Source organism: Mesorhizobium silamurunense (genome assembly GCF_014843825.1).
Taxonomy (GTDB): domain Bacteria; phylum Pseudomonadota; class Alphaproteobacteria; order Rhizobiales; family Rhizobiaceae; genus Mesorhizobium; species Mesorhizobium silamurunense.
Window position 1 is genome coordinate 24,790 of record NZ_JHQR01000271.1, and the last position, 23,903, is coordinate 48,692.

Below are 23,903 nucleotides of genomic sequence, written 5' to 3' on the forward strand. Positions count from 1 at the left end.
CTTGATTTCGCCCCGGTCCACCGGAGTGCAGGTATAGTCCGAAAAGCAGGCTCGGTTCGCCTGCCGCCAGCGTAAGAGGATGTCGAAGCATGGTCCGCAATGGCGGTCGCCTTCTTGTCGAGTGCCTGATCGCCCTCGGAGCGAGCAAGAGCTTCGGCGTTCCCGGCGAGAGCTATCTGGCCGTCCTCGATGCGCTGCACGACACGCACGGCAGGCTGGATTATGTGCTTTGCCGCAACGAAGGCGGCGCGGCGTTCATGGCCTCGGCCTACGGCAAGCTGACGGGCTCACCGGGCATCTGCTTCGTCACGCGCGGCCCTGGCGTGACCAATGCCAGCATCGGCGTCCACACGGCCATGCAGGACAGTTCGCCGATGATCCTGTTCGTCGGCCAGGTCGGCACCGACATGAAGGGGCGCGAAGCGTTCCAGGAGATCGACTACCGGGCGGTGTATGGGACTGTCGCCAAATGGGCGGTCGAGATCGATGACGTTTCGCGGCTACCCGAGATCGTGGCGCGTGCCTGGACCACCGCCTTGACCGGGCGGCCCGGTCCCGTCGTGGTCGCGCTGCCCGAAGACATGCTGACGACCGCGACCGAGGCGGGACCGCTCAGTGGTCCGGCAGCGATTTTCGAAGCCGCCCCGGCGCAGGATGCGATTAATTCGGCGTTCAAGATGCTGGCGGCAGCCGAAAAGCCGGTCCTTCTCATGGGCGGCGCCAATTGGACGGCGGACGGACGTGCTGCGCTCCAGGCTTTTGCCGAAGCCTCCGACATCCCCGTCGTCGCCGCCTTCCGCTACCAGGACCAGTTCGACAACCATTCGCCGGTCTTCGTCGGCGAGGCCGGCGTCGGCATGGTGCCGCACGTGAAAAACCTGATCCGCGACGCCGACGTGATCCTGGCCGTCAATGTCCGCTTCGGCGAGATGACGACGGACGGCTACACGTTGCTGGAAGTTCCCGTGCCGCACCAGAAGCTGATCCACGTGCACGGCTCCGATCGCGAGATCGGCAAGATCTATGTGCCCACGATCGGCATCCATGCCGGCCCGAACGCCTTCGCCAAGGCGCTTACCCCGGTCAAGGGCGCCTGGGCCGATTGGCGCGTGGCGGCGCGCAAGGCCTATGAGGGGACCTTCACTGCGCCCGTGCAGCCCGGCCCCGTCGATATGGTCGCGGTCAGCGCCTGGCTGCGTGAAACCCTTCCGGCCGATGTCATCCTCACCAATGGCGCCGGCAATTTCACGGTATGGCCGAACAAGTTCTTCAAGTTCGGGCCGAAAGCGCGGCTGCTTGCTCCACAATCGGGCGCCATGGGCTACGGCCTGCCGGCGGCGATCGCTGCGAAGGTCGCTTTTCCGGAACGCACGGTCGTCTGCTTTGCCGGCGACGGCGACTTCCAGATGAACTGCCAGGAGCTTGGCACCGCCATGCAGGCCGGCGCGCAGCCGATCGTGCTCATCATCAACAACGGCATCTACGGCACGATCCGCGCGCATCAGGAGCGCAACTATCCGGCCCGCGTTTCCGGAACCTCGCTCGAGAACCCTGACTTCGTGACGTTGGCAAAGGCCTACGGCTTCCATGCCGAGCGGGTCGAATCCACGCAGGATTTCGCGCTGGCGTTCGAGCGGGCGCTGAAGTCCGCGTCCGGCGCCGTCCTCGACATCGCCGTCTCGCCCGAAGCGCTCACGCCCCGGCAGACTCTTTCCCAGATGCGCGACGCAGCACTCGCTTCCCAGAAGGCCAAGGCATGACCTCCAGAACTGACGACATCCGTCTCGGCGCGGACATCGGCGGCACCTTCACCGACATCGCCCTCGACGTCAGGGGGGCGATGTTCTCCACCAAGGTGCTGACCAACTACGCGGCGCCCGAGCAGGCGATCCTCGACGGCATCGCCGTCGTCATCCGCGATGCCGGCATCTCGTCCGCCGAAATCGGCATGATCATCCACGGTACCACGCTCGCCACCAACGCGCTCATCGAGCGGCGCGGCGCGAAGACCGCGCTGGTCACGACGGAAGGATTCCGCGACGTGATCGAGATGCGGACCGAAAACCGCTTCGAGCAGTACGACCTCAGCCTGCAATTGCCGACGCCGCTGATTCCGCGCGAGGATCGCTTCACGGTCAGGGGCCGCATCGGCGCCGAAGGCCAGGAATTGCAGCCGCTCGACGAAGCTGCCCTGGAGGATATTGCTGACCGGATCGCCGCCGGCGGCTTCGGCTCGGTGGCGATCGGCTTCATCCACGCTTACGCCAATCCGGACCACGAACGCCGGGCCCGCGAGATCCTTTCCAGAAAGCTCAGTATCCCGATTTCGATCAGCGCGGAAGTCTCGCCGCAGATGCGCGAGTTCGAGCGCTTCAATACGGTCTGCGCCAACGCCTATGTGCGGCCGCAGATGGCCGACTATCTCGCCCGTCTCCAGACGCGCCTGAAGGACATGGGCGCCGACTGTCCGGTCTTCATGATCCATTCCGGCGGCGGGCTGATCTCGGTGGAGACCGCGTCGGAATTCCCTGTCCGGCTGGTCGAATCCGGTCCAGCCGGCGGCGCCATCTTCGCCGCCGACATCGCCAGGCGCTTCGGCCTGGAAAAGGTCGTCTCCTACGACATGGGCGGCACCACCGCCAAGATCTGCCTGATCGAGGACTACGCGCCGCGCACGGCGAGAACCTTCGAAGTGGCGCGCACCTATCGCTTCTCCAAAGGCTCCGGCATGCCGATCTCCATTCCCGTGATCGAGATGATCGAGATCGGCGCGGGCGGCGGCTCCATCGCCTGGGTCGATGCCATGGGCCGCATCCAGACTGGGCCTGAGAGTGCCGGATCCGAACCCGGTCCGGCCTGCTACGGTCGCGGTGGCAAGCGTCCGGCGATCACCGACGCCGACCTCGTGCTCGGCAAGCTCGACCCCGACAATTTCGCCGGCGGCGCGATCAGGCTCGATACCTCGGCCTCCGAACAGGCCATCATGCGCGACGTCGGCGAGCGCTTGTCGCTCAATGCCATGTCGACGGCCTTCGGCATCTGCGAGGTGGTGGACGAGAACATGGCCAATGCCGCCCGCGTCCATGCCGTCGAGAACGGCAAGAACATTTCCGACAATCTGATGATCGCCTTTGGCGGCGCCGCACCGCTTCACGCGGCAAGGCTCTGCGAGAAGCTCGGCATCGACCAATGCATCGTGCCGCGGGGCGCCGGCGTCGGATCGGCGATCGGCTTCCTCAAGGCGCCGTTCGGCTACGAGGCGCTGGCGTCGAAGCTGACGCGGCTGTCGCGGTTCAAGCCGGCCGAGGTCAACGCCCTGCTCGCCGAGCTCAAGGCCTCCGCCGAGGGTTTTGTGCGCACCGGCGCCAGCGGCAGGATCGTCTGCGAGATCACCGCCTTCATGCGCTATGCCGGCCAGGGCTGGGAAATCCCCGTGCCGCTGGCGGACGAGCCGTTCGGCGACGATGCCGTCGCAAAGCTCAAGGCGCTGTTCGAGGAGAATTACCAGCGCTTCTTCGGCCGCGCCATCGAAGGGCTCGACGGGCTGGAGATCGAGATCGTCACCTGGTCGGTCAAGGCGACGGATATTCGGCCGGCAGTTGCGAGACACGAACTCACCGCCGGCAGGAAGTCGAGCGAGCCGACAACGACGCGCTCGGTTTTCGATCCGGTCAGCGGCGCGCAGCGCAGCTACGGCATCATCGAGCGCGACACGCTCTGCGCCGGCGATCGGGTGTCCGGCCCGGCGGTCATCGTCGAGCGTGAAACCTCCACCGTCATCACTACGAGTTTCGACGCCGTCATCCAGAGCGACGGCGCAATCCTTCTGATCCGCAAAGGCAGCCAGGCATGAGCGACCCAGGCAAGAACAACATCGCCGAAATCCGCATGCAGGTCATGTGGAACCGGCTGATCTCTGTGGTCGAGGAGCAGGCGCTCACCCTCCTGCGCACCGCCTTCTCGACCTCGGTGCGCGAATCCGGCGACCTCTCGGCCGGCGTGTTCGATCCGCGCGGCCAGATGCTGGCGCAGGCGGTGACCGGCACGCCAGGCCATGTCAACACAATGGCTGAAGCCGTGCTGCACTTCATGAACGAAATCTCGCGCGAGAACATGTTCGAGGGCGACACCTATGTCACCAACGATCCCTGGCAGGGCACCGGCCATCTGCACGACATCACCATGGTGTCGCCGTCCTTCCTGAACGGCGAGTTGATCGCCTTCTTCGCCTGCACGGCGCATGTCGTCGATGTCGGCGGGCGCGGCTTCGGCGCCGACGGCAAGTCGGTCTATGAGGAAGGTATCCAGATCCCGATCATGAAGTTCGCGGAAAAGGGCAAGGTCAATCTCGACCTGACCTCGTCAGGATCCTGCGCGCCAATGTGCGCGAGCCGAACCAGGTCGTCGGCGACTTCTATTCGCTCGCCGCCTGCAACGAAGTCGGCCACCGCCGCCTCGTCGACATGATGAAGGAGATCGGGCTCACCTCGCTCGACGGTCTCGGCGAGTTCATCTTCTCGCGCACGCGCGACGCCATGCTCGAACGCATCGAGGCGCTGCCGAAAGGAAGCTGGTCGAACGAACTGGTGACCGACGGCTACGACGAGCCGGTGAAGCTCGCCGCGACCGTTTCGGTCCGTGACGATCATGTCGAGGTCGATTTCACCGGCACCGATCCGATGAGCCGCTGGGGCATCAACTGCCCGATCATCTACAGCAAGGCCTATGCCTGCTATGCGCTCAAATGCATGGTGGCGCCCGACATCCCGAACAATGCCGCCTCCCTCGCCTTCTTCACCGTGTCGTCGCCGGTCAACATCCTGAATGCGGTGCGGCCGGCGCCGGTGGCGCTCCGGCACATCTTCGGCCACATGGTTCCCGATCTGGTGCTGGGGGCGTTCGCCAAGGCGTTGCCGGGAAAAATCCTCGCCGAAGGCGCTGGCGCGCTGTGGAACATCCACATCTCCGCGCGCCCGGTCGCCGGCACATCCGGTCGGCGCGCCGAAGTGCTGATGTTCAACTCCGGCGGCATGGGCGCGCGTCCCGATCTCGACGGGTTGTCGGCGACGGCCTTCCCGTCAGGCGTGCACACCATGCCGATCGAGGCGACGGAGCATACCGGTCCGATCGTCATCTGGCGCAAGGAGTTGCGCCCGAACTCGGGTGGCGACGGCGAATTCCGCGGCGGCCTCGGGCAGATCATCGAGATCGCCGCGACCGACGGCCACGAGTTCGACTTCTCGGCCATGTTCGACCGCGTCAACCATCCGCCGCGCGGGCGCAATGGCGGCAAGCCCGGCGTCGCGGGCGTGGTCAAGTTGGACGACGGCACAAAGATGCGCCCCAAGGGTTGGCAGCATGTGCCGGCTGGGCGCAGGCTGATCCTGGAACTGCCGGGTGGCGGCGGCTATGGCGATCCGGCCAAGCGCAGTGTCGCCGCGCGGGTCAATGACCGATCCAAGGGATACGTCTCGGAGAACGACCGATGAGTTATGTTGCCTCGCGCCTGTCGGTGGTGAAGCCTTCGGCCTCGATGGCGGCCTCGCAGGCCGCAAAGGCGCTGCGCGCCAAGGGTGTCGATGTGATCGACCTCGGGCTGGGCGAGCCTGATTTCCCGACCCCGCTGCACATCATCGATGCCGCGCATTTCGCGGCCAAGGCTGGGCAGACCCTCTACACCGCCGCCGCCGGCACTGCCGAGGTGCGCGAAGCGGTTGCCGGCAAGTTCCGCCGGGAGAACGGGCTGGACTACACGGCCGACGATATCGTCGTCGCCAACGGCGCCAAGCAGATCATCTTCAACGCGCTGATGGCAACGCTGGAGCCAGGCGACGAGGCGATCCTGCCGGCGCCCTATTTCGTCTCTTATCCGGAAATGGTGAAGCTGCTCGGCGGCACGCCTGTCGTCGTCGAATGCCCGGAGACCACCGGCTTCCGGCTGACGCCCGCGCTGCTGGAAAAGGCAATCACACCAAAGACAAAGTGGCTTTTCCTCAACATGCCTGGCAACCCCTCCGGCGCGGTCTATTCGCAATCCGATCTCCAGGCGTTGGGCGCGGTGCTGGCAAAGCACCCGCAGGTGCTTGTCCTCTCCGACGAGATCTACGAGCACATCCTGTTCGACGGGCGCGAATTCGTGTCCTTCGGCAAGGCCTGCCCGGAACTCAAGGACCGCACCCTGATCGTCAACGGCGTGTCGAAATCCTATGCGATGACCGGCTGGCGGGTCGGCTATGCTGCCGGCCCCGCGCCGCTCGTCAAGGCGATGTCGACGATCCAGAGCCAATCCTGCACGTCCGTGTGCTTGATCGCGCAGGCCGCGACGGTCGCCGCGCTCAACGGCCCGCAGGACGAGGTCGCGCGTTTCCGCCAGGCCTTCGAGGCGCGCCGCGACCTGGTCGTGGACGGCATCCGGAAGATCAACGGGCTGACGCTGTCGCCGCCGGAAGGCGCCTTCTATGCCTATATCGGCTGCGCCAGCCTGATCGGCCGCAAGACACCGAAGGGCATCGTCCTGGAGGACGATGCCACTGTGGCGAACTATCTTCTCAACGAAGGCCGGGTGGCGTCGGTGCCGGGCGTCGCCTATGGACTGTCACCCTATTTCCGCATCTCGACGGCGACCAGCGAAGAGGTGCTGACCGAGGCGATCTCGCGGATCAATGCCGCCGTCGCACAAGTGGAGTAGAGAATGCCGCACTACGAACGTATCCTGATCACCGGCGCCGCCGGCCGGCTCGGCTCGCAACTGCGCAAGGGGCTGGTGCCGCTGGCAAGCAAGATCCGCCTGGCGGGGCGCGAACCATTCGGCGATCTTGCCCCTCACGAGGAAGAAGCGGTCTTCGACCTCGCCGACATGGAGGCGACGATCGCCGCCACCAAGGACTGCGATGCGATCGTGCATTTCGGCGGCGCGCCGCTCGAATGCGAGTGGCAGACCATCCTCGATTCCAGCATCCGCGGCTCGTACCACATCTACGAAGGCGCCAGGAAACACGGCGTGAAGCGCGTCATCTATGCATCCTCGGTGCATGCCATTGGCTATCACGAGATCGAGGCGCATATCGGCGTCGACGCGCCGGTGCGCCCCGACAGCCTCTATGGCGTGTCGAAGAATTTCGTCGAAAGCCTCAGCCGGCTCTACTGGGACAAGTTCGGCATCGAGACGGTTTGCCTGCGCATCTTCTCGTCCTTCCCCGAGCCGGCCGACCGCCGCATGCTCTGGTCATACCTCTCCTTCGCCGACTGTGTGCGCCTGGTCGAGGCGTCGCTGACGGCGGCGCGCGTCGGCCACACGATCTCGTTCGGCATTTCCGACAACAAGCTGAAGATGGTCGACAACAGAGGCGCCGACCATCTCGGGTTCATCCCACAGGACAGCGCCGAACCGTTCCGCGCCACAATCGAGGCGAAGACGCCGGTTCCCGATCCGAAAAGACCGTCGGTGAAGTATCTCGGCGGCTGGTTCTGCGAGCTCGGCCATCCGGACGATAAGCCTGCATAAGCTTTCCGGCCGGCATTTCAGTTTGAAATTGCCGACCTGACCTTGCTGGGTGGCAGGCCGAACGTCTCGCGAAACGCCCTGGAGAAATGCGAGGCGTTCTCGAATCCGACTTCGATCGCGATATCAAGCATCGGCGTGCTGGTTTCGAGGAGCAGCTGCTTTGCCCGTTCAAGGCGCAGTCGTTTGTAGATGAGGGCTGGAGAGCTTTTCGTTTTCTCCATGAACAAGCGCTCGAGCTGCCGTCGCGACAGACCAACCGAGGCAGCGATCTCGGAAATCGACAGCGTATTCTCGATATTGCTCTCCATCGTGATCAGCGCCGCCTGGAGCCGCGGATCGTCGCATTCGATGGCAAGCGGCCTGCGCGGCTGGATGTGCAAAGCCGAGCGTGCCTTGTCGATCTGCAGCACTTCGAGCGCGTTTCGCTCGGCACGTTCGCTGATGTGGCGTCTCACGATCGACGCCGCCATGTCGGCAGCGCTGCTGCCGCCGGCGCATGATCCCCTCGTCCGATCGAGATTGAAAATACGGTCGGCCCTGACTTCGTGATCCGGGAAACGCTGGCGGAACGCCTGGTAATGCAGCCAGCTGACGCAGGTCCGGTGATATTTCATCAGGCCGGCGTCCGCGAGGATGAAAGTACCTGTGCAAACGCCGATCAACGGAACCTTGGCTGCCGCGGCTTTCCTGAGATAGCGGACGGTTTCGTCATCGACCGGGAACTCATTGTTCAGCAGGCCGCCGACGATGACGATGTAGTCGAACAGGCCGGGATCCACGAAATCCGATGTCGGCGCGACCTGCACGCCGCAGCTGGCGGTGATCAGATGTCTGGTGCTCGCCAGAACCTGCCAGTCGGCAAAGACCCTGCCGGACCTGTCCGCTTCGTCGCTGGCGAGGCGCAGCGTGTCGACGAACAATGCAAACGCTGAAAGCGTGAAGGAGCGGGCAAGAATGAAGCCGATCTTCAGCCGGCTGGTCTCCGGAACAGCTATTTTCATACCTGCCTCACGCTCTATTGGCGGACAATGCGCGCGCTCGGAAGCATTGCTTCCAAACCAGCGCCGATCTCGTCGTCAACACCCTTTTCGCGCATGGCAAGATGCCAGCCGCCGGCGCCCTGGGATAGTCCATGAACGACTTGGCCGTCTCGGAAGGAGACGCGCGGTCGAGGCCGTCGCGCCGGCCGGAATTCAGCGCCGGCTGGCGCGAAGCGTGGCAGTCAGGGCGACGCAGTGTGATGGATCGGTTCAGTCCTGTGGCCGGACCTGCGGCAGCGCGGCGTCGAGCGACCGCTCGAACGCGTCGACCAAAGCGTCGACCTGAGCCTCGGTGATGATCAGCGGTGGACAGAAGGCGATGGCGTCGCCCATGTTGCGCGAGATCACGCCGTTCTGCTGCAGCAAGCCGTTGACCAGGGCGCCGAGCGCTCCCGCCTTGCCCCATGGCGCCTTGCTCGCCTTGTCGGCCACCAGTTCGACGGCGGCGATCAGGCCGACGCCGCGCACCTCGCCCACCAGCGGATGGGAATCCAGCTTGCGCAGCCGTGCCTGCAAATGCGCACCGACCTTGCGCGCATTGCCGACGAGGTCGCGCTCCTCGATCAGCTTAATATTTTCCAGCGCGACGGCCGCGGCGACCGGATGGCCGCCGCCGGTGAAGCCATGGCCGAACGTGCCGATGCGGTCGCTTTCGTCGGCGATCGGCTCGAACACCTTGTCGTTGATGAGCAGCGCCGAGATCGGCAGGTAGGACGACGAGATCTGCTTGGACAACACCATGATGTCGGGCTTGATGCCGAAGGTCTGCGAGCCGAACATCTCGCCGGTCCGGCCGAAGCCGCAGATCACCTCGTCGGCCACCAGCAGGATGTCGTATTTCGACAGCACCGCCTGGATTTTTTCCCAGTAGCCGGCCGGCGGAACGACGACACCGCCGGCGCCCATGATCGGCTCGCCGATAAAGGCGGCGATGGTTTCCGGCCCCTCGGCGAGGATCAGCTTTTCCAGGTCGCCGGCGAGCCGGCTGGAGAACTGTTCCTCGCTTTCGCCGGGCTCGGCGTCGCGCCAATGGTGCGGCGTCGAGGTGTGCAGGATATTGGCGATCGGCAGGTCGAAGGAGAGATGATTGTTCGGCAGGCCGGTCAGGCTCGCCGCGGCAATGGTGACGCCATGGTAGCCGCGCTTGCGGCTGATGATCTTCTTGCGACCCGGCTGGCCGAGCGCATTCGACCGGTACCAGATCATCTTGATCGCCGTGTCGTTGGCCTCGGAACCGGAATTGGTGAAATAGGCCTTGCTCATCGGCACCGGCGCCATCTGCACCAGCTTCTCGGCGAGATCGATCAGCGGCGAATGCGCCTTCGAGCCGAAATCGTGATAGAAGGGCAGCTTCGACATCTGCCTTGTGGCGGCCTCGACCAGCCGCTTTTCCGAGAAACCGACGGCGACGCTCCACAGGCCGGCCATCGCCTCGATGTAGCGGTTGCCGGCAATGTCCTCGACATAGACGCCGTCGCCCTTCTCGATGACCAGCGGGCCCGTCTCCTGATGCTTGCGGGCATTGGTATAGGCATGCAGATGGTAGCGGATATCGCGGGCTTCAGGGGAATTCGGTCTGGCGTCCATGATGGCTCCTGTCTGCGGGCGTTCAAGCGGAAATAGGAACCCGTTTCCCTGTTGAGAAAATCGGGAAAATCCGCCTCGCGTCTGCTGCTTGATGCATCACGGCGGGATGCGGCTGCAAGAGCCCCTGTGTCACAATCGATAGCGCCATGAGATTTCCAAGGCGGACAGAGACGGTATAAGTCCTTGCGGGGGCTGTGGAGCACGGCTTGCGCAACCGAAGAGACGCGATATGGAACAGGTCGACTGCATAGTGGCCGGGGCCGGCGTCATTGGCCTTGCGGTCGCGCGGGGGCTGGCGGCGCGAGGCCTCGATACGCTGATCCTCGAAGCGGCGGACGCCATCGGCACCGAGACGAGCTCGCGCAATTCGGAAGTCATCCATGCCGGGATCTATTATCCTCGAGACTCGCTGAAAACCCTGTTCTGCATTGCCGGACGCGACATGCTTTATCGCTACTGCGCAGTGCGCTCGATCCCGCACCGGCGCTCAGGCAAGCTGATCGTCGCGACCGACGAAGCGCAGGAGCCTGTGCTCACCACCATACGCGCCAGCGCCGCCGCTTGCGGCGTCGCCGATCTGCGTTTCCTCTCCGCCGCCGAAGCGCACGCACTGGAGCCGGCGCTGCATTGCACGAAAGCGCTGCTCTCGCCTTCAACCGGGATCGTCGACAGCCACGCGCTTATGCTCACCTTGCTGGGTGACGCCGAGGAAAGCGGCGCGATGCTGTCGCTCAACACCCGCATCGTTTCAGGCCGCATCGATGCCGGCCGCATCGTGCTCCAGACGATGGACACGACGAACGGCGAAAATTTCGAGATCGCCACGTCACGTCTTGTCAACGCGACCGGCCTCGGCGCGGTCGCGCTGGCCGGCTCGCTCGAGGGATTCGGCCGGCAGTTCCTGCCAACGCTTCGTTACGCCAAAGGCAATTACTTCTCGGTGGCGGGACGGGCGCCCTTCTCGCGGCTCATCTATCCGGTGCCGGAGCCGGGTGGGCTCGGTGTCCATCTGACACTTGATCTCGGCGGAACGGCCCGGTTCGGACCGGACGTCGAATGGACAGATACACTCGAGTACCGAGTCGATCCCGCGCGCGGCGAACGCTTCTACAATGCGGTCCGCAAATACTGGCCGGAATTGGCCGACGGCAGCCTGCAGCCGGCATACAGCGGGATTAGGCCGAAACTTTCGGGCCCGGGCGAAGCCAACAGCGATTTCGTCATCCAGGATAGCGCGACCCACGGTGTCCAGGGCCTGGTCAATCTGTTCGGCATCGAGAGCCCCGGCCTGACGTCCAGCCTGGCGATCGCCGAACACGTGACGCGCATCCTCGCGCCGGAGAACTAATAATGGACAGCTCGATCAAGTAAAGCTTCGAGACGCTATGCGCGAATTGTCCGGCGCGCTGATCGACCGTATCGGCATTGGCGCTTGCGCGCTGCATGGAGGTCCGCACCAGCCCAGCACGAGAGGCAATCAATGGCTTGCACGAGAAGAACTCGGAAAAGGCCCGCGCCGCTGTGAGCAGGACCTCATTCCGGGCGGCAAGGATTTCCTTCGCTTCCTTCAGGGCATGAAGGCTTCGTGGCGCGCTGAGGCGCTGCTTACCGGTTCACAAGACTGGACGACGCCAGCCCGACCGAATCCTCGCCACGCAACGCTTCACCCTTGTCATTTCGGTGCAGCATCATCCGCCGGAAGCTCATCGAGATATGCGCCCGCCTGATGTGTCCGATCGAAGCCCAGTCGCCGATCTCGGCCGCTGCGAGCACCTCCGCGATTTCCCGGCGGAACGCCGTGAATTCCTCGGCCAGCCCTAATCGCGGCATCATTTTCAGGACGACCCGTAGCATATTGTGGAAAGACAAAGCCGGTCCCGGCCGCTCTCCAGTTCCAATCAGCGGAGCCGGCCACGGCTGCGTTCCGCACCGTCCCACCAGCGCGCGGCAAGGCTTTCGTCGACTTCCAGATGGACGTCACCACCGGCGACATCGCGCTCGCCCATCGCGAGGGCTATCAATCAGTCGAGCATCTGAAGCGCTACACCACGCTCGGCATGGGCACGGACCAGGGCAAGACCAGCAATTTCCCGGCGCTCTCGGCCATGGCGGCCTTGCGCGGCGCGACCATTCCCGAGACGGGCACGACCACCTTCAGGCCGCCCTATGTGCCGGTCGCCATCGGCGCGCTCGCCGGGCGGGCTGTCGGCCATCATTTCAAGCCGACCCGCCGCACGCCGATGCATGACTGGCATATCGCCAACGGCGCCGACATACTCGAAGTCGGCCTCTGGATGCGGCCGTATTTCTATCGCGGCGCCGGCCGGGACGTGAACGAGGCCTATGTCGCGGAGATGCGTTTCGTGCGCGAGGCCGCCGGGCTGATGGACATCTCGACCCTCGGCAAGATCGACGTTCAGGGTCCCGATGCCGCCACGCTGCTCGACCGGATCTACGCGAACGGTTTCGCCAAGTTGCCGGTCGGCCGCGCCCGCTACGGCGTGATGCTGCGCGACGACGGCATCGTCTTCGACGACGGCACCACGACGAGGCTTGGCGAGCACCGCTTCTTCATGACCACGTCGACCGCCAAGGCGGCCGAAGTAATGTCGCGGCTGGAATTCCTGCTCGACACGGCGTGGCCGGACCTGCGCGTCGCCGTCACCTCCGTGACCGACGAATGGGCGGCGATGTCGGTCGCCGGACCAAGGGGCCGGGAGGTTCTCGCCGCCGCCTTCCCCGCGCTCGACGTGTCCAACGAGGCTCTGCCGCATATGGGCTTCATCGAAGGGGAGTTCGACGGCCGTGCGCTGCGGATCATCCGGCTGAGCTATTCCGGCGAGCGGGCCTACGAAGTCTATGTCGGCGCGAGCGCCGGCGAAGCCGCGTGGCGCCGGTTGATCGAGGCCGGGCAGCCGTTCGGGCTCGAGCCTTACGGGGTCGAAGCGCTGGGAGCGCTACGTGTCGAAAAGGGCCATGTCGCCGGCCCCGAAATCGACGGCCGCACGACGCTGGACGATCTCGGGCTCGGCCGCATGGTTGGAAAGCGCTCCGGTTTCGTCGGCGACGTGCTTCGCCGCCGCCATGCTCTCGCCGAGCAGAACCGGCAGCGCCTGGTCGGGCTGACATGCGTGGAGGCGGACGCGCGCCTGAGCGGCGGCGCGATTCTTTTCAGGCCGGGCGAAGTCCCGAAAGGGCATGGCCGGGGCCGCATCACCTCGGTGACCTACAGCCCGACGCTCGGAGCCTATGTCGGCCTTGCGCTGCTCGCCGGCGACGTGGCGATGGGCGACAAAGTGGTGGCGGTCCACATGATGAAGGGCGAGGCCGTCCGCGCAAGCGTCGTCTCGCCGGTCTTTCTCGAGCCACAGGGAGAGAGGCTCCATGGCTGAAACCCTATCCGTCGAGATTTGCACGATCGTCCAGGTCGAGGGTTGGCCCGAGACGCAAGCGGCGTTCGAAGCCGAACTGTCGCGCCAATTGGGCGCCGCGCTGCCGGCTGCCTTCGGCGAGGCCCTACCGGTCGGCGGATGGCTCGCGGTTCGTCTCGCGCCGCGCCGGTTCTGGCTGATTGCGGAGGGCAGATCGAAGCCGAACTGGTCGATCGATCCCGCCCTTGGCTGTTCGGTGTCGCTCGGCGAAGGCCGGATGCGGCTCAAGCTGAGCGGGCAGCACACCTTCGACGTTCTCGGGGCTTGTGTGGCGATCGACTGGGATTCACCGCAAGCGAAGCCAGGCAGCGCGCTGCAGACCGGGTTCCATCACGTGCCGGTGCTTCTCCTGCGCACCGGGACCGAAGCCTGCGATATTTTTGCGCCGCGCAGCTTTGCGCAAAGCCTGATCGATTGGTTGCGGATATAGCCGTGTCACGCGATGTTCAGGATGAAATGATGCCCCGGGACCCTTGCGTCAGCTCGAAATGTAGGACCGATCAAATCCGGCTGTTTTGATAAGCCCCGCATGGTCGTGCAGCTCGACGACGCCGTTGCGGAATGAGGCCAGGGAGGTCTCTCGCAGCGCCTTCAGCACGCGACTCACATGCACAGCCGAAAGCCCCAATGCGTCGGCCAGTTCAGCCTGGGTCAGGGGGCATTCAAAGCGATCCGGATAACTCGTTGCCGATCGCTGTGAGCGGCAGGCCAGTTCGAGAAGCAAATGGGCCGTGCGCTCAACGGCTCCCCTTCTGCTGACGCTTGCCAGATGTTCCGCAACCCTTGAATATCGGCGCGTCTCGGCCCGCAGGATAGCTTCGCAGATGGACTGCGGAAAGCGCAAAAAACATGTGTGGACGGGACCAGCCAACTCAATCGCGGTAACGTCCGATAGGGCCATTACCGTTTCGCCCGCTTCTCCGGCGAACTCGATCAAGGCAATTTCGTGAGGAAGCGCAAAATCGACGATGAGACGCGAGCCATTCGGCAATGTCTTGGCGAATGCCGCCCAGCCGGCGGTCATGATCAGGATAGAGGATTTGGCGTGATATTCGCCCGCAATGGTCGTGTTGGCCGGATAGGTGCGGCGCACGGCGCCCGGCAGTACGGAAATCCCCTTTTCCCAACTTGCGTCAGCAAGCGTAGGTCCTCTCGCCAGTCCAAGAGCCTGCTTTGATAAGCTCATTTCCCCTGAATAACCCCAGCCCGTGATCCGCCCCACCGGGTCAACCTGAAGCTGCAACTATAGACTAGGCAAAAAGTTCCATCTATCTCTTCATCCCGAATTGCATCGCAGTCTACCACCTTTGGGTACAGCCCTACCACCCCTGGCGGATTGGAACGCGCTGCAGGCAGCAGATTCGGCTTGAGGCCACGATGGCTCCGGAACAAATCGTCGTGCGGCGCCGACGTCAGACAACAACGTCGCGGCGCAACGGCACATGCCATCGAGGTGCAAAGCCGACTGTGTCGATCTTGCGAGCGCGGCACCTGCGCTCCGGCCGGCGATGACGGCTGGGATCCCGCAAAGATCCTTGGCGGGAGGCCGGCAGTACCTCGTCAGAGCAACGCGCGCGACATTACGGGCGCAGTGAAAAGTCGAACCGGGCTGCCGATCTTCTCGGCCGGCGAAGCATGCCCTTACAACTCACTTATCGACTCGATCCGGACAAGTTGCCCGTGGACCTACCGGCAAACCGAAGATCCTTGTCTTAGAACTTGTCGTTAGGGCTTCGATCCGACGATAAAGCAAAATTGCGTCCTGCCGGTTGTGTTGATGCCGGAGCCGCGGATTCCGATCGTGGACCGAACGCTTGCAGTTCTTGCCAAGGCGGTCCGGGAATATATCGCGTCTCTTTTCCTGGGTTGTCCGCAGCAGCGGGCGAAACGGTTTGCTCGATCGTTCCGGCCGCCGGCTTCCGGTGCGAACGCTTGGCGCTGTAAGTCTGCCGCCTTTCCTCTGCGACTTCCAGGCCCTCTATTGCCGACATGACCAATGCGAGGCGGTCCTCGATTTGCTTCAAACGCCTCCAGGTGGAAAGCAGGGCAAATGAAACCAGCACGCAATAGGCGAGAATGGCAGTGACCGCTCCCGCCGAATTTTCGATACCGAACAATATCAATGTCACCGCCCCGATTAGGGCGGCAAGGGCTCCGTAGCCCAACGGCCGGCCCCTAAGAAGAAACATAAGCGGCAGGATTGCTGCCAGCATAAGAATAACTCCGGTGCTGCTGAGCGCCCAACCTAGAAACCACGGAACGATTTCGCTGTAAGTGTCCATGTCCACCTCAGAATCGCCGAGGCCAGCCGCTCTCTCATCGTCGGGAGCACCCCTGACGATCGTAGCGTTATGGTAGACCTCCCTGAAGCGCGACAGGAAGGTGTCCCGGCGACGCTCTAAAGCTCTGAAAGGCATACAGGGTAGACCAGATCGACCTTTAGCCGATTTACTACTCAATAATGGTAATGGCGGGGCTGTCCGCGAAGCTGATATGTTTCTGGCTTAACCGGTGAGACGATCGGTCAGTGGGCGCAAAAGGGCGATTTGGACATGCCGGCGGGGCACTAAGCCTTACGTTTCATGCGTTTCAGCGCGCTTAACAGCTAACTGCCCGAATCATTTTGAAGTGAAGGCCACTCAGCCGACGCTGAGGGGGTGGGAGTTGTGTTGCTGATCGTAAGGATTCGGAAATGGCAAGTCCAACTGACAATCCGATGATGATCCGGGAATTCCTGCCGCTCGATATCAGGGAGGTCTTCGATTTCTTTCTCCGGCGATGGAAGCTGGTGTGCGGAATTGCCGTCATCACCTTCGGCTTATTTGTAATCGCTGCCTATGTTATCCCGCCATCTTATACAGGCGTCTCACAAATATTACTCGATGCTCCGATCGACTATATGACCCCGCAAGATTATTCCAACTCCGACTTTGCCGACAATCCAACATTCATTGAAAGTCAGATTGCAGTCTTGAGGTCTGCCTCACTTCTTCAGCAGGTCGTCGACAGCGAGAAGCTGACGCAAGACCCTAAGATCGGGCCGGCGGCACTGATATGGCTCCAGAGCGAGCTGGGGGTCTCGCGCGTCGGGCTTGGAAATGTCATCGAGATTGATGTCAGCGTATACGACCCCCAAAAAGCAGCATCGCTCGCGAATGCGATTGCCCAGGCCTACGTCGCCGATCGACTAAAGTCTCGTTACGAAGGGGTGCAAAAAGCCTCCACATGGCTCAGCGACCGGGCCGCTTATCTGCGAGCGGAGCTCAGCCGTTCGGAACAAGCTGTCCAGAAGTTTCGGATCGATCACAATTTATTGGCGACGCCGGCGGGCAGCTTGACTGACCAGCAACTGTCCGAATTGAACGTCGCCTTGATCAATGCGCGCGCCGAATTGTCGGCGAAACGGGCGCAATATCAACAAGTTGACAAGCTGCGGGCTGCTGGGGGTGACATCCAGTCGATCCCGGACGTGTTGCAGTCCGTGGTGATCAACGCACTTCGGGCTCAGCTCTCTGGAGTGACCCGGCGGGAAGCCGACCTTCAATTGAAATATGGCGAACGACATCCCGAGGTCTTGTCGGCTCAAGCCGAGCGCCGCGACATCGAGGGACAGATCGCCGCCGAAGTCCAGCGCCTCGTCGGCAATCTGAAGAATGAGGTCGATGCCGCCGAAGCCAGGGAGGCTTCTCTGACACGCGCCTTGGACTCGGTGTCCAACCGATCCGAAGTCGAAGGTCAGGTTGGCGTCCAGTTGCGCGATCTGGAGAGGATTGCCGCCGCGAACAAGGAGCTCTTTGAGACGTTCCTGTCACGCGCCAAGCTCACCGAGGAGAAATCCACCCTCCTCAACAGCGGCGTGCGGGTAATCACCGATGCCAGCGTCCCGGGTTCGCCAAGCTTCCCGAACAGACCTCTTTTTGCGGCTTTGGGTCTGGTCTTCGGCATCTTCTTCGGGGGCGCCGGCGCCGTTCTGCGTGAGCTTTTTGCTTCCGGCTTCATGGCAAAGAAGCAGATCGAGGACGAATTGGCCGTTCCGGTTCTTGCGTCGATGCCAAGGATGTCGGGTTGGTCGAAGGACGTCCATGTCCAGCCTGTGGCCTATCTCGAGCGCAAACCGCTATCCAGGTACAGCGAAGCGGTGCGGCGGCTTCGCCTCGGTATCCAGGCAGCGACGGAACTCGACGGTCCGCCGCGCCTGATGCTCGTGACATCGGCGATGCCCGGCGAAGGTAAGACAACTCTGGCATTGAGCCTGGCCTGCTCGGCCGCTGCCGACGGCGAACGGGTTCTGGTCATCGACGCGGACTTGCGCCTTTCGGCCACCACGGCCTTCTTCGGCATGGCTGACAAGGTCGGATTGGTCGATCTTCTGACGTTGCCGGTGAAGGCCGCAAACGCAATCCATCTAGACGAACGCTCGGGGATTTCCCTGTTGCCGGCAGGAGCAAGGACCCGCAACCCACCTGCCCTTCTTTCTTCGGCGCGAATGCGCTCGCTCCTTGATGAAGTTCGGGGAAAATTCGACACGGTGATCATTGACGCGCCGCCTGTCGGCCCCGCCGCCGATGCCTCGATCCTGGCGAGGCATGTCGACAAGGTCGTCTTCGTCGTGAGGTGGCGGGAAACCTCGCGCGAGGCCGTCGCCGAAGCAATTCGACATATTGGCGATCGGTCCAAGCTTGCCGGCATTGCCCTGACGATGGTGGATGAGCCGAAGCTGCCCAGATATGGCCGTTACACGTCGCTCGAAAGCAGCGTCTCGGACAGTTACTACCTCAATTAGAGAAGAGACAGTATTTCGCCATGCTGCACACTGACCTATACGACAATCGTTTTCCAGCGCCGACGGGGAAAATTGACGGCGGCGAGGCTGCGCGGTGGTGCGTGGTCCAGACGCACCAGCATTCCGAGAGCCTGGCCGAGCGGCACCTGCTGTCGCAGAACTTCCGGACCTATCTGCCCAAGCGCAGGCGAACCGTCCGGCATGCCCGCAGCGTCAGGACCGTCTCCAGTGCGTATTTCGACGGCTATCTGTTCGTCTCACTGGCTGTCCATCAGCAGAGCTGGTACCCGATCAATTCAACCGTCGGCGTCCGAAAGCTGGTCATGAGCAAGGGAATGCCGATACCGGCGCCACATGGTGTGGTTGAGTCCTTGATATCAGTAACCGACGACGATGGAATCTTGCACCCGGACATTCTGTTGAGGCCGGGCCAGAGAATCAGGATCATAGATGGGCCGTTTTCGGACCAGCTTGGGATTCTTGATCATGTCGGAAGCGCTGGAGCCGTCAGAATTCTTCTCGACATTATGAACCGATCGATTCCTATCACTATTGATAGGGACAAATTGTCCATAGTTTCTTGAAAATAGTTGGTGAGTTTTCACTCACTATTTTTTGTTTTCGGAAGATGCCGAAACCGTTCGGCAGGGAGTGATGAGTTGGCACCCAATTCACCCTCGGTGCGGCAGCCTGCGAAGGCGACGTCAGAACCTGCGGGCCGGCACTGAGACGATTGGTCGTGCGACATCCGTGAGACACCGGCCCACCAAGGGGTTTGGACTTCCTCGCGCCAATTCCAAGACGTTTCCGACGACGACGAGCGAATGACGCTCGCCGGCGATCAATCACGGGAAATCCCTTGCAAACTCCACGCAAGTCCACATCGGCAGCCTTCCGCCCGGCCGGGCCCGGAGACCTTCGGGATCGTCTGCAGCCGCAACAGTATCGCCGCTGGGCTCCGGAGGCCAAGGCAGGGATCCTGGCGGAAGCGTCGGCGGCGGGGGCGAATGGATCAGCCTCGGCTAGGGCACTCGGCGTGGACGCGTCAGGCCAAGCAGAAACTGATGGAAGCGCGTTCCGGCCGATCGAAACGGTGCCGGCGCTGCCGATTGCCAGCGAATTGTTTCGGGCATTCAATGAAGCCGGCCTGAAGTACGGAATAATTCAGGATCTCGCGTCCCTGCATGACGGATTTGCCGGCCGGGATGATCTGGATGTCCTTTTGGACAAGCATGACTACCCGGCCTTCTGCTCGATCGTGTGTCAATTGCACGGTCGGCGCAGCGTGAGCCTCTCCTGCTACGATAATGTCTGCGCCGGCAGAGAGGATTGGTTCCTGCCTGACTTCTCGCGTGGCCGGTATCTGCATCTCGACATGCATATCGGTGCCCGGGTCGGCTGGGAGTTTCGTAAGCGCTATCCGGCATTCGACTATGCGGCGATCACGCGATGGGAGTCGATTTCTGTCGACGGCGTGTCGGTTCCGGTGGTCTCTCCCGAGGACGAGCTTCGAATAGCGATTGCCCGTTTCGCCTTCCGGGCCTGGGCGATGCCTTGGAAGCAATGGATCAGCGTCGATGAAGGTTGGAAGCAGCACTTTGCTCGCCTGCCATTGCCGTCCGACGAGCAAGGTGTGCAAGTCGTGGAGTGCACGTTTGGCGGCGCAGGAACGGTGCGCTGCAGGTTCCTGCAAAGCGCTGACGGTCTGGTCGCCCACCGCGGCGACCTGGCCAGGCTGCGGCGTTCGATCCGGGAAATGTGTGGTTACACGGGACGCTTCGCAATCGCCGATGCCGCGGTCCATCTGGCGCGCAAGACCTCCTATCTCGCCCTGAGGTTCCTTCAGCGCTCGATGCCGGGGCGCTTTCCACCAAAGAGACGGCCCGCGGCCGGTGGCTTCGTGGTGGCCTTGATAGGTCCCGATGGCATGGGCAAGAGCACTCAGGCTGGCCGGCTGGCCCAGACATTCGGGTGGAAATTCGGGTGCGCGCAAGTCTATGTGGGAACTGGCGACGGCAATGGATGGTGGCTGCGCAAGGCGCTGCAGAGTGTGGCCTTTCCCCATAGACGCCGCCTGAAGTCCCTGGCCCAGAACGATGGAAAAGATTCCTCCGGCCGAGCTTGGTCGAAGGGAGGCGTTGTCGCTGTCGCGTTGGCATTATGGGCGGTCTTGATTGCGTTCGAGCGATACGCTGTCGTGAAACGTGCGCATCGATGGGCGACGCGCGGCCTGATCGTCATTTGTGACAGGTGGCCGCAGGCGCTGTGCAGGGGATATCTGGACGGGCCGACCATCCCCGCTCGCCTGTTCTCCATTCCAGGCTTGTCAGCTCTCGCCCGGCTTGAGCAGCGACTCTATCAGAAGATGGCGGAACGCCGCCCACACCTCGTCTTGCACCTCGTTTCAGATTTTGCCGTCTCCGAGCAACGAAAGCCCGGGGACATCAGGAAAGAAGCGTTCGATGCGCGGCTATCACTGATGGCGGAGCTGCGGGCGCAGGACAAGGATATCCGAACCGTTGACGCAAGCGCCGGCATAGAGGCGGTCGGCCGCGAATTGTTCAGGCATATCTGGCTGTCTCTCTGAGAGGCAAACAGGCGGTCCATCCGTCCCGCATCATCCTCGAACGTGCAGTTTTCCACGATCGCGTCCCACGACAGGCGATCCCGGCCGCGCCCGAAAAGCCGCGGAAGGAGCCTCGGAAGCTCCCGCTCGGTCCGCTCGATCTCCCGAATGCGCCGCCCCCGGATTTCATGTCCCTGAGGTACAACCAAATGAAGATCGTTCATGTGCTCACCAGACTGCTTCGAGCCGGCTCCGAAGAGAACACGTTGGCTTGCTGTCTCGCTCAGGCGCGGCACGGCCACGAAGTGCTCCTGGTTCACGGCGCGGAATACGACCCAAGGTTACGGGCATCCCTTACCGGAGCCCTTCGAGTGGTGACCCTGGAAAAACTCATCAACCCGATTTCGCCATCCCGCGACATTTCTGCCTTCGGGCGCCTCTCCCGCCTTATGCGTGATTGGCGGCCCGACATCGTGCACACGCATCAAAGCAAAGCCGGCATCGTCGGCCGCTTCGCCGCCAGGGAAGCCAATGTCCCTGGCATCATACATGGCGTGCACATTCTACCTTTCGTGCATGTGGGCAGCGGACAGAGGCTGATGTTCCTCGCCGCAGAACGCCTGGCCGCGAAGTTCACGCGCGCTTTCATCGATGTAAGCCAGGCTATGCGCGACATTTGCATCGCCAATCATTTGGGCAGTCCCGATCAGCACCATGTCGTCCACTCCGGCTTCGATCTGGCTCGCTTCGCGAGCGCGCGGTGGCCGCAAGAGCCGCATCTGCTCCTGGGGACGGCCGCCGGGGAGCCAAAGCCGCCGGTGGTCCTGATGCTGGCCGCGCTGGAACCGAGAAAACGCCACGTCGAGTTCATTGAAGCATTCGGGCAAGTCGTTGACCGAATTCCGAACGTGCGACTGCTCCTTGCGGGTGACGGACCGGCGCGATCGGATGTTGCATCGGCGATTGAACGCTCCCGGTTCGCAAACAACATTCGCATGATCGGCTACCATAGCGAGCCCGAACGACTGATCAGCCTGGCGGACGTGTGCGTGCTGACGTCGATGCGAGAAGGATTGCCTCGCGTCATGATGCAGTATCTGGCGGGTGGTCGAGCCAGCGTGGTCTCGCACTTGCCCGGCGTGGAAGAGGTCGTCCAGCACGGCGTGAACGGAATTGTGACGCCGGCCGAGGATGTGGGCGCCGCGGCGGCGGCCGTCGCCGATCTTCTCGAGAACCAGCACCATCGCGCTCGGCTGGCCGATGGCGCGAAACGCACCGACCTGTCGTCCTGGGGCCTGGAGTCCATGTGCGAAAGCGTCGAGCAGATTTATCAATCCGTGCTGGAGTCCAGCCTTTCGCCCGCAAGGCCGGACAAGGCACGAATTCGCGACCGCCTCGCCGGGCAAACCTTCGGGCTGCACGGTTTTTGACCCTCCTTCTGCTCCTTCGACGGAGCGCGGAGTTCCAAGGCTTACTTCTCAAACCGAACAAATACCCTCCTGTCACGCTCCGGCCGGCGAATGTCGATTGGTCCCGATGGCAGCAGGCTAGATAACCGGAGTACCGACGATGCGTATGCGTGCTGACCAGCAATTTCCTTCCAAGCCTTTGCCGATGAAGGACTGGCGCCGACGGCTTCCCAAATTCGAACCCGCGGTCGGCCGCATGCTCGCAATGATCGGCAGTCTCGCCGTTGCCTTTATTCTGCTCACCGCGGGCGCATCCCGTGCGGATGGATATACATTCGACACCGGTGACGTCCTGCGCGTGTCGGTGATCGGCGAGGAATCCTATCCGCTGGAGGTCGTGGTCGATGATCGGGGCTCGATATCTCTGCCAATGTTGGGCGATGTCCAAGCGCGCGGCCTCACCACCGTTGCCCTCTCGCAGGCCATTCAGCGCGCATTTCAGCAGCAGAAGCTCATCCTCGAGCCATTCGTGAAAGTGGAGATCGGCCAATACCGGCCGTTTTTCATCTCCGGAACGGTGGCACACCCTGGATCGTACCCGTTCCAACCGGGAATAACGGTTCGACATGCGCTGGCCATTGCAGGCGGGTTTCGCGCCACTGCCGTGGGAAATACGGAGCCGGCCCTGGAAATAGCTGATCTGCGAAGCGCGCGCGCAAATCTGGCGATCGAAGAATATCGCCTGAAGGTCCGTCTCGCCCGGCTCCAGGCGGAAAGCCGACAGGATAAGTCCTTCGTTGCTCCGCCGGATCCGCCGGTCGAGTTTGCCGGCCAGTTGATTACTGGCATCATCGCGTCCGAACAGGCGCAGTTGGACGCGCGGCTTGCCGCGTATCGGGATGACATTTCCTACCTCGAGGCCTCGCTGGATCGGGCGAAGAAGGAAGCAGCCATGGTTGCCGCCACCCGGGAAGAACGGGAGAAGACCGCGGACATCCAACTGCAAGAACTGCAGTCTGCCCGGTCTCTGCGGGAAAAGGGCCTGATAACCAACTCGAATGTCATGACCGCGGAAAGAGCACATACCAGCTATCGGGCCGAACTGGCGCAGACCGAATTTCAGCAGGAACAGGCGCAGCAGGCGATGCTGAACGCGGAAAGTGAGCTGCGAAAGAAGCATCAGAGTCACGAGATGGACTTGATCGCCCAGACTCAGGACGCGCAGGTCGAGCTGGGAAAAATTCAAAGTCAAATAAGATACGTTGCCGACAAGCTTCTCTTTATCTTCACTTACGGCGAACAGAGGACCTTTGATGATCTGCAGGGCTCGGTGAAGATTTCGATTTTCAGACGCGACCAGAAGGTCGCCCACGACATCGTCGCCGATCAAAACACGGAAGTGAGAGCTGGCGATGTGATCGAGGTTTCTGTCGTGGCCAACAAGGGGTTCTACGCTCCGGACTCCGGAACGATAGCGTCCCCCAGCGCGCAAAATCCGGCCACCCAGCCCGGCATCGTCGGCCAGTAGCACGACACCGATCTTCGGAACCTTGATCGTGATTTTTGGCGCAGCATTGACGGCC

General features: G+C 62.7%; 17 protein-coding genes and 1 pseudogene. 13 read left to right on the forward strand and 5 right to left on the reverse strand.

All coding sequences use genetic code 11. From position 1 onward, the window contains the following. The first annotated feature begins 89 nt into the window (after nucleotides 1–89). The 5 genes and pseudogenes from DH10_RS28210 (at nucleotide 90) to DH10_RS28230 (ending at nucleotide 7,504) form a co-directional block, all read left to right on the forward strand. Nucleotides 90–1,760: a thiamine pyrophosphate-binding protein gene (locus DH10_RS28210; protein WP_192243531.1), complete on the forward strand. Its 1,671-nt coding sequence runs from the start codon at nucleotides 90–92 to the stop codon at nucleotides 1,758–1,760. Next, nucleotides 1,757–3,853 (forward strand): hydantoinase/oxoprolinase family protein, encoded by a 2,097-nt coding sequence (locus tag DH10_RS28215; RefSeq protein WP_192243533.1) that lies wholly within the window; start codon nucleotides 1,757–1,759, stop codon nucleotides 3,851–3,853. The genes DH10_RS28210 and DH10_RS28215 overlap by 4 nt, the downstream gene beginning before the upstream one ends. Continuing rightward, nucleotides 3,850–5,489 (forward strand): annotated as a pseudogene (locus DH10_RS28220) (hydantoinase B/oxoprolinase family protein). The gene DH10_RS28215 and the pseudogene DH10_RS28220 overlap by 4 nt, the downstream one beginning before the upstream one ends. Further along, nucleotides 5,486–6,688 (forward strand): pyridoxal phosphate-dependent aminotransferase, encoded by a 1,203-nt coding sequence (locus tag DH10_RS28225; protein WP_192385585.1) that lies wholly within the window; start codon nucleotides 5,486–5,488, stop codon nucleotides 6,686–6,688. The pseudogene DH10_RS28220 and the gene DH10_RS28225 overlap by 4 nt, the downstream one beginning before the upstream one ends. Nucleotides 6,689–6,691: 3 nt before the next feature. Further along, nucleotides 6,692–7,504 carry an NAD-dependent epimerase/dehydratase family protein gene (locus DH10_RS28230; RefSeq protein ID WP_192243539.1) on the forward strand — a complete coding sequence of 271 codons (813 nt, stop codon included), beginning with the start codon at nucleotides 6,692–6,694 and terminating at the stop codon, nucleotides 7,502–7,504. Nucleotides 7,505–7,521: 17 nt separating this feature from the next. On the opposite strand, the gene DH10_RS28235 is transcribed toward DH10_RS28230, so the two are convergent. Continuing rightward, complete coding sequence (locus tag DH10_RS28235) at nucleotides 7,522–8,505, reverse strand: GlxA family transcriptional regulator (RefSeq protein ID WP_192385586.1); 984 nt, start codon at nucleotides 8,503–8,505, stop codon at nucleotides 7,522–7,524. Between the two features lie 249 nt (nucleotides 8,506–8,754). Further along, nucleotides 8,755–10,131 carry an aspartate aminotransferase family protein gene (locus DH10_RS28240; protein ID WP_192250529.1) on the reverse strand — a complete coding sequence of 459 codons (1,377 nt, stop codon included), beginning with the start codon at nucleotides 10,129–10,131 and terminating at the stop codon, nucleotides 8,755–8,757. A 229-nt stretch (nucleotides 10,132–10,360) separates the two neighbouring features. Between DH10_RS28240 and DH10_RS28245 the strand changes: the two genes are divergently transcribed. Continuing rightward, a complete protein-coding gene (locus DH10_RS28245; protein ID WP_192250532.1) occupies nucleotides 10,361–11,479 on the forward strand; it encodes an NAD(P)/FAD-dependent oxidoreductase in 1,119 nt (372 codons plus the stop codon). 257 nt (nucleotides 11,480–11,736) lie between these two features. Here the strand turns inward: DH10_RS28245 and DH10_RS37300 are convergent, their stop codons facing one another. Beyond that, complete coding sequence (locus tag DH10_RS37300; RefSeq protein ID WP_246506226.1) at nucleotides 11,737–11,964, reverse strand: hypothetical protein; 228 nt, start codon at nucleotides 11,962–11,964, stop codon at nucleotides 11,737–11,739. Here DH10_RS37300 and DH10_RS28255 point away from each other — a divergent pair. Together DH10_RS28255 and DH10_RS28260 are read left to right on the forward strand one after the other, a co-directional pair. After that, nucleotides 11,952–13,523, forward strand: coding sequence for a glycine cleavage T C-terminal barrel domain-containing protein (locus tag DH10_RS28255; protein WP_343221632.1), 1,572 nt, complete (start codon nucleotides 11,952–11,954; stop codon nucleotides 13,521–13,523). The two genes, DH10_RS37300 and DH10_RS28255, sit on opposite strands and share 13 nt — an antisense overlap. After that, nucleotides 13,516–13,992: an aminomethyltransferase family protein gene (locus tag DH10_RS28260; protein WP_192250538.1), complete on the forward strand. Its 477-nt coding sequence runs from the start codon at nucleotides 13,516–13,518 to the stop codon at nucleotides 13,990–13,992. The genes DH10_RS28255 and DH10_RS28260 overlap by 8 nt, the downstream gene beginning before the upstream one ends. Before the next feature lie 48 nt (nucleotides 13,993–14,040). Here the strand turns inward: DH10_RS28260 and DH10_RS28265 are convergent, their stop codons facing one another. Further along, nucleotides 14,041–14,748, reverse strand: coding sequence for a Crp/Fnr family transcriptional regulator (locus DH10_RS28265; protein ID WP_192385588.1), 708 nt, complete (start codon nucleotides 14,746–14,748; stop codon nucleotides 14,041–14,043). Between the two features lie 526 nt (nucleotides 14,749–15,274). After that, nucleotides 15,275–15,844, reverse strand: a complete 570-nt coding sequence (locus DH10_RS28270) for a hypothetical protein (RefSeq protein WP_192250544.1) — start codon at nucleotides 15,842–15,844, stop codon at nucleotides 15,275–15,277. 410 nt (nucleotides 15,845–16,254) lie between these two features. On the opposite strand from DH10_RS28270, the gene DH10_RS28275 reads away from it, so the two are divergent. From DH10_RS28275 to DH10_RS28295, 5 genes are all read left to right on the forward strand, one after another. Next, a complete protein-coding gene (locus tag DH10_RS28275) occupies nucleotides 16,255–18,345 on the forward strand; it encodes a GumC family protein (RefSeq protein ID WP_192250547.1) in 2,091 nt (696 codons plus the stop codon). A 20-nt stretch (nucleotides 18,346–18,365) separates the two neighbouring features. After that, entirely contained in the window at nucleotides 18,366–18,929 is a 564-nt protein-coding gene (gene nusG / locus DH10_RS28280) for a transcription termination/antitermination protein NusG (RefSeq protein WP_192250550.1), read from the forward strand. A gap of 452 nt (nucleotides 18,930–19,381) precedes the next feature. After that, on the forward strand, nucleotides 19,382–20,932 hold the full coding sequence (locus DH10_RS28285; RefSeq protein WP_192250553.1) for a hypothetical protein: 1,551 nt from the start codon (nucleotides 19,382–19,384) through the stop codon (nucleotides 20,930–20,932). A gap of 188 nt (nucleotides 20,933–21,120) precedes the next feature. Next, nucleotides 21,121–22,341, forward strand: coding sequence for a glycosyltransferase (locus DH10_RS28290; RefSeq protein ID WP_192250556.1), 1,221 nt, complete (start codon nucleotides 21,121–21,123; stop codon nucleotides 22,339–22,341). 139 nt (nucleotides 22,342–22,480) lie between these two features. Further along, complete coding sequence (locus DH10_RS28295; protein ID WP_246506228.1) at nucleotides 22,481–23,848, forward strand: polysaccharide biosynthesis/export family protein; 1,368 nt, start codon at nucleotides 22,481–22,483, stop codon at nucleotides 23,846–23,848. Nucleotides 23,849–23,903 lie beyond the last annotated feature (55 nt).

Excerpts from the sequence above, each read along its gene's own strand:
- DH10_RS28290 (WP_192250556.1), top strand. The coding sequence starts at position 21,121 with ATGAAGATCGTTCATGTGCTCACCAGACTGCTTCGAGCCGGCTCCGAA.
- DH10_RS28225 (WP_192385585.1), top strand. The coding sequence starts at position 5,486 with ATGAGTTATGTTGCCTCGCGCCTGTCGGTGGTGAAGCCTTCGGCCTCG.
- DH10_RS28265 (WP_192385588.1), bottom strand. The coding sequence starts at position 14,748 with ATGAGCTTATCAAAGCAGGCTCTTGGACTGGCGAGAGGACCTACGCTT.
- nusG (WP_192250550.1), top strand. The coding sequence starts at position 18,366 with ATGCTGCACACTGACCTATACGACAATCGTTTTCCAGCGCCGACGGGG.
- DH10_RS37300 (WP_246506226.1), bottom strand. The coding sequence starts at position 11,964 with ATGATGCCGCGATTAGGGCTGGCCGAGGAATTCACGGCGTTCCGCCGG.
- DH10_RS28215 (WP_192243533.1), top strand. The coding sequence starts at position 1,757 with ATGACCTCCAGAACTGACGACATCCGTCTCGGCGCGGACATCGGCGGC.
- DH10_RS28260 (WP_192250538.1), top strand. The coding sequence starts at position 13,516 with ATGGCTGAAACCCTATCCGTCGAGATTTGCACGATCGTCCAGGTCGAG.
- DH10_RS28235 (WP_192385586.1), bottom strand. The coding sequence starts at position 8,505 with ATGAAAATAGCTGTTCCGGAGACCAGCCGGCTGAAGATCGGCTTCATT.
- DH10_RS28240 (WP_192250529.1), bottom strand. The coding sequence starts at position 10,131 with ATGGACGCCAGACCGAATTCCCCTGAAGCCCGCGATATCCGCTACCAT.
- DH10_RS28210 (WP_192243531.1), top strand. The coding sequence starts at position 90 with ATGGTCCGCAATGGCGGTCGCCTTCTTGTCGAGTGCCTGATCGCCCTC.
- DH10_RS28275 (WP_192250547.1), top strand. The coding sequence starts at position 16,255 with ATGGCAAGTCCAACTGACAATCCGATGATGATCCGGGAATTCCTGCCG.
- DH10_RS28230 (WP_192243539.1), top strand. The coding sequence starts at position 6,692 with ATGCCGCACTACGAACGTATCCTGATCACCGGCGCCGCCGGCCGGCTC.
- DH10_RS28245 (WP_192250532.1), top strand. The coding sequence starts at position 10,361 with ATGGAACAGGTCGACTGCATAGTGGCCGGGGCCGGCGTCATTGGCCTT.
- DH10_RS28295 (WP_246506228.1), top strand. The coding sequence starts at position 22,481 with ATGCGTATGCGTGCTGACCAGCAATTTCCTTCCAAGCCTTTGCCGATG.
- DH10_RS28270 (WP_192250544.1), bottom strand. The coding sequence starts at position 15,844 with ATGGACACTTACAGCGAAATCGTTCCGTGGTTTCTAGGTTGGGCGCTC.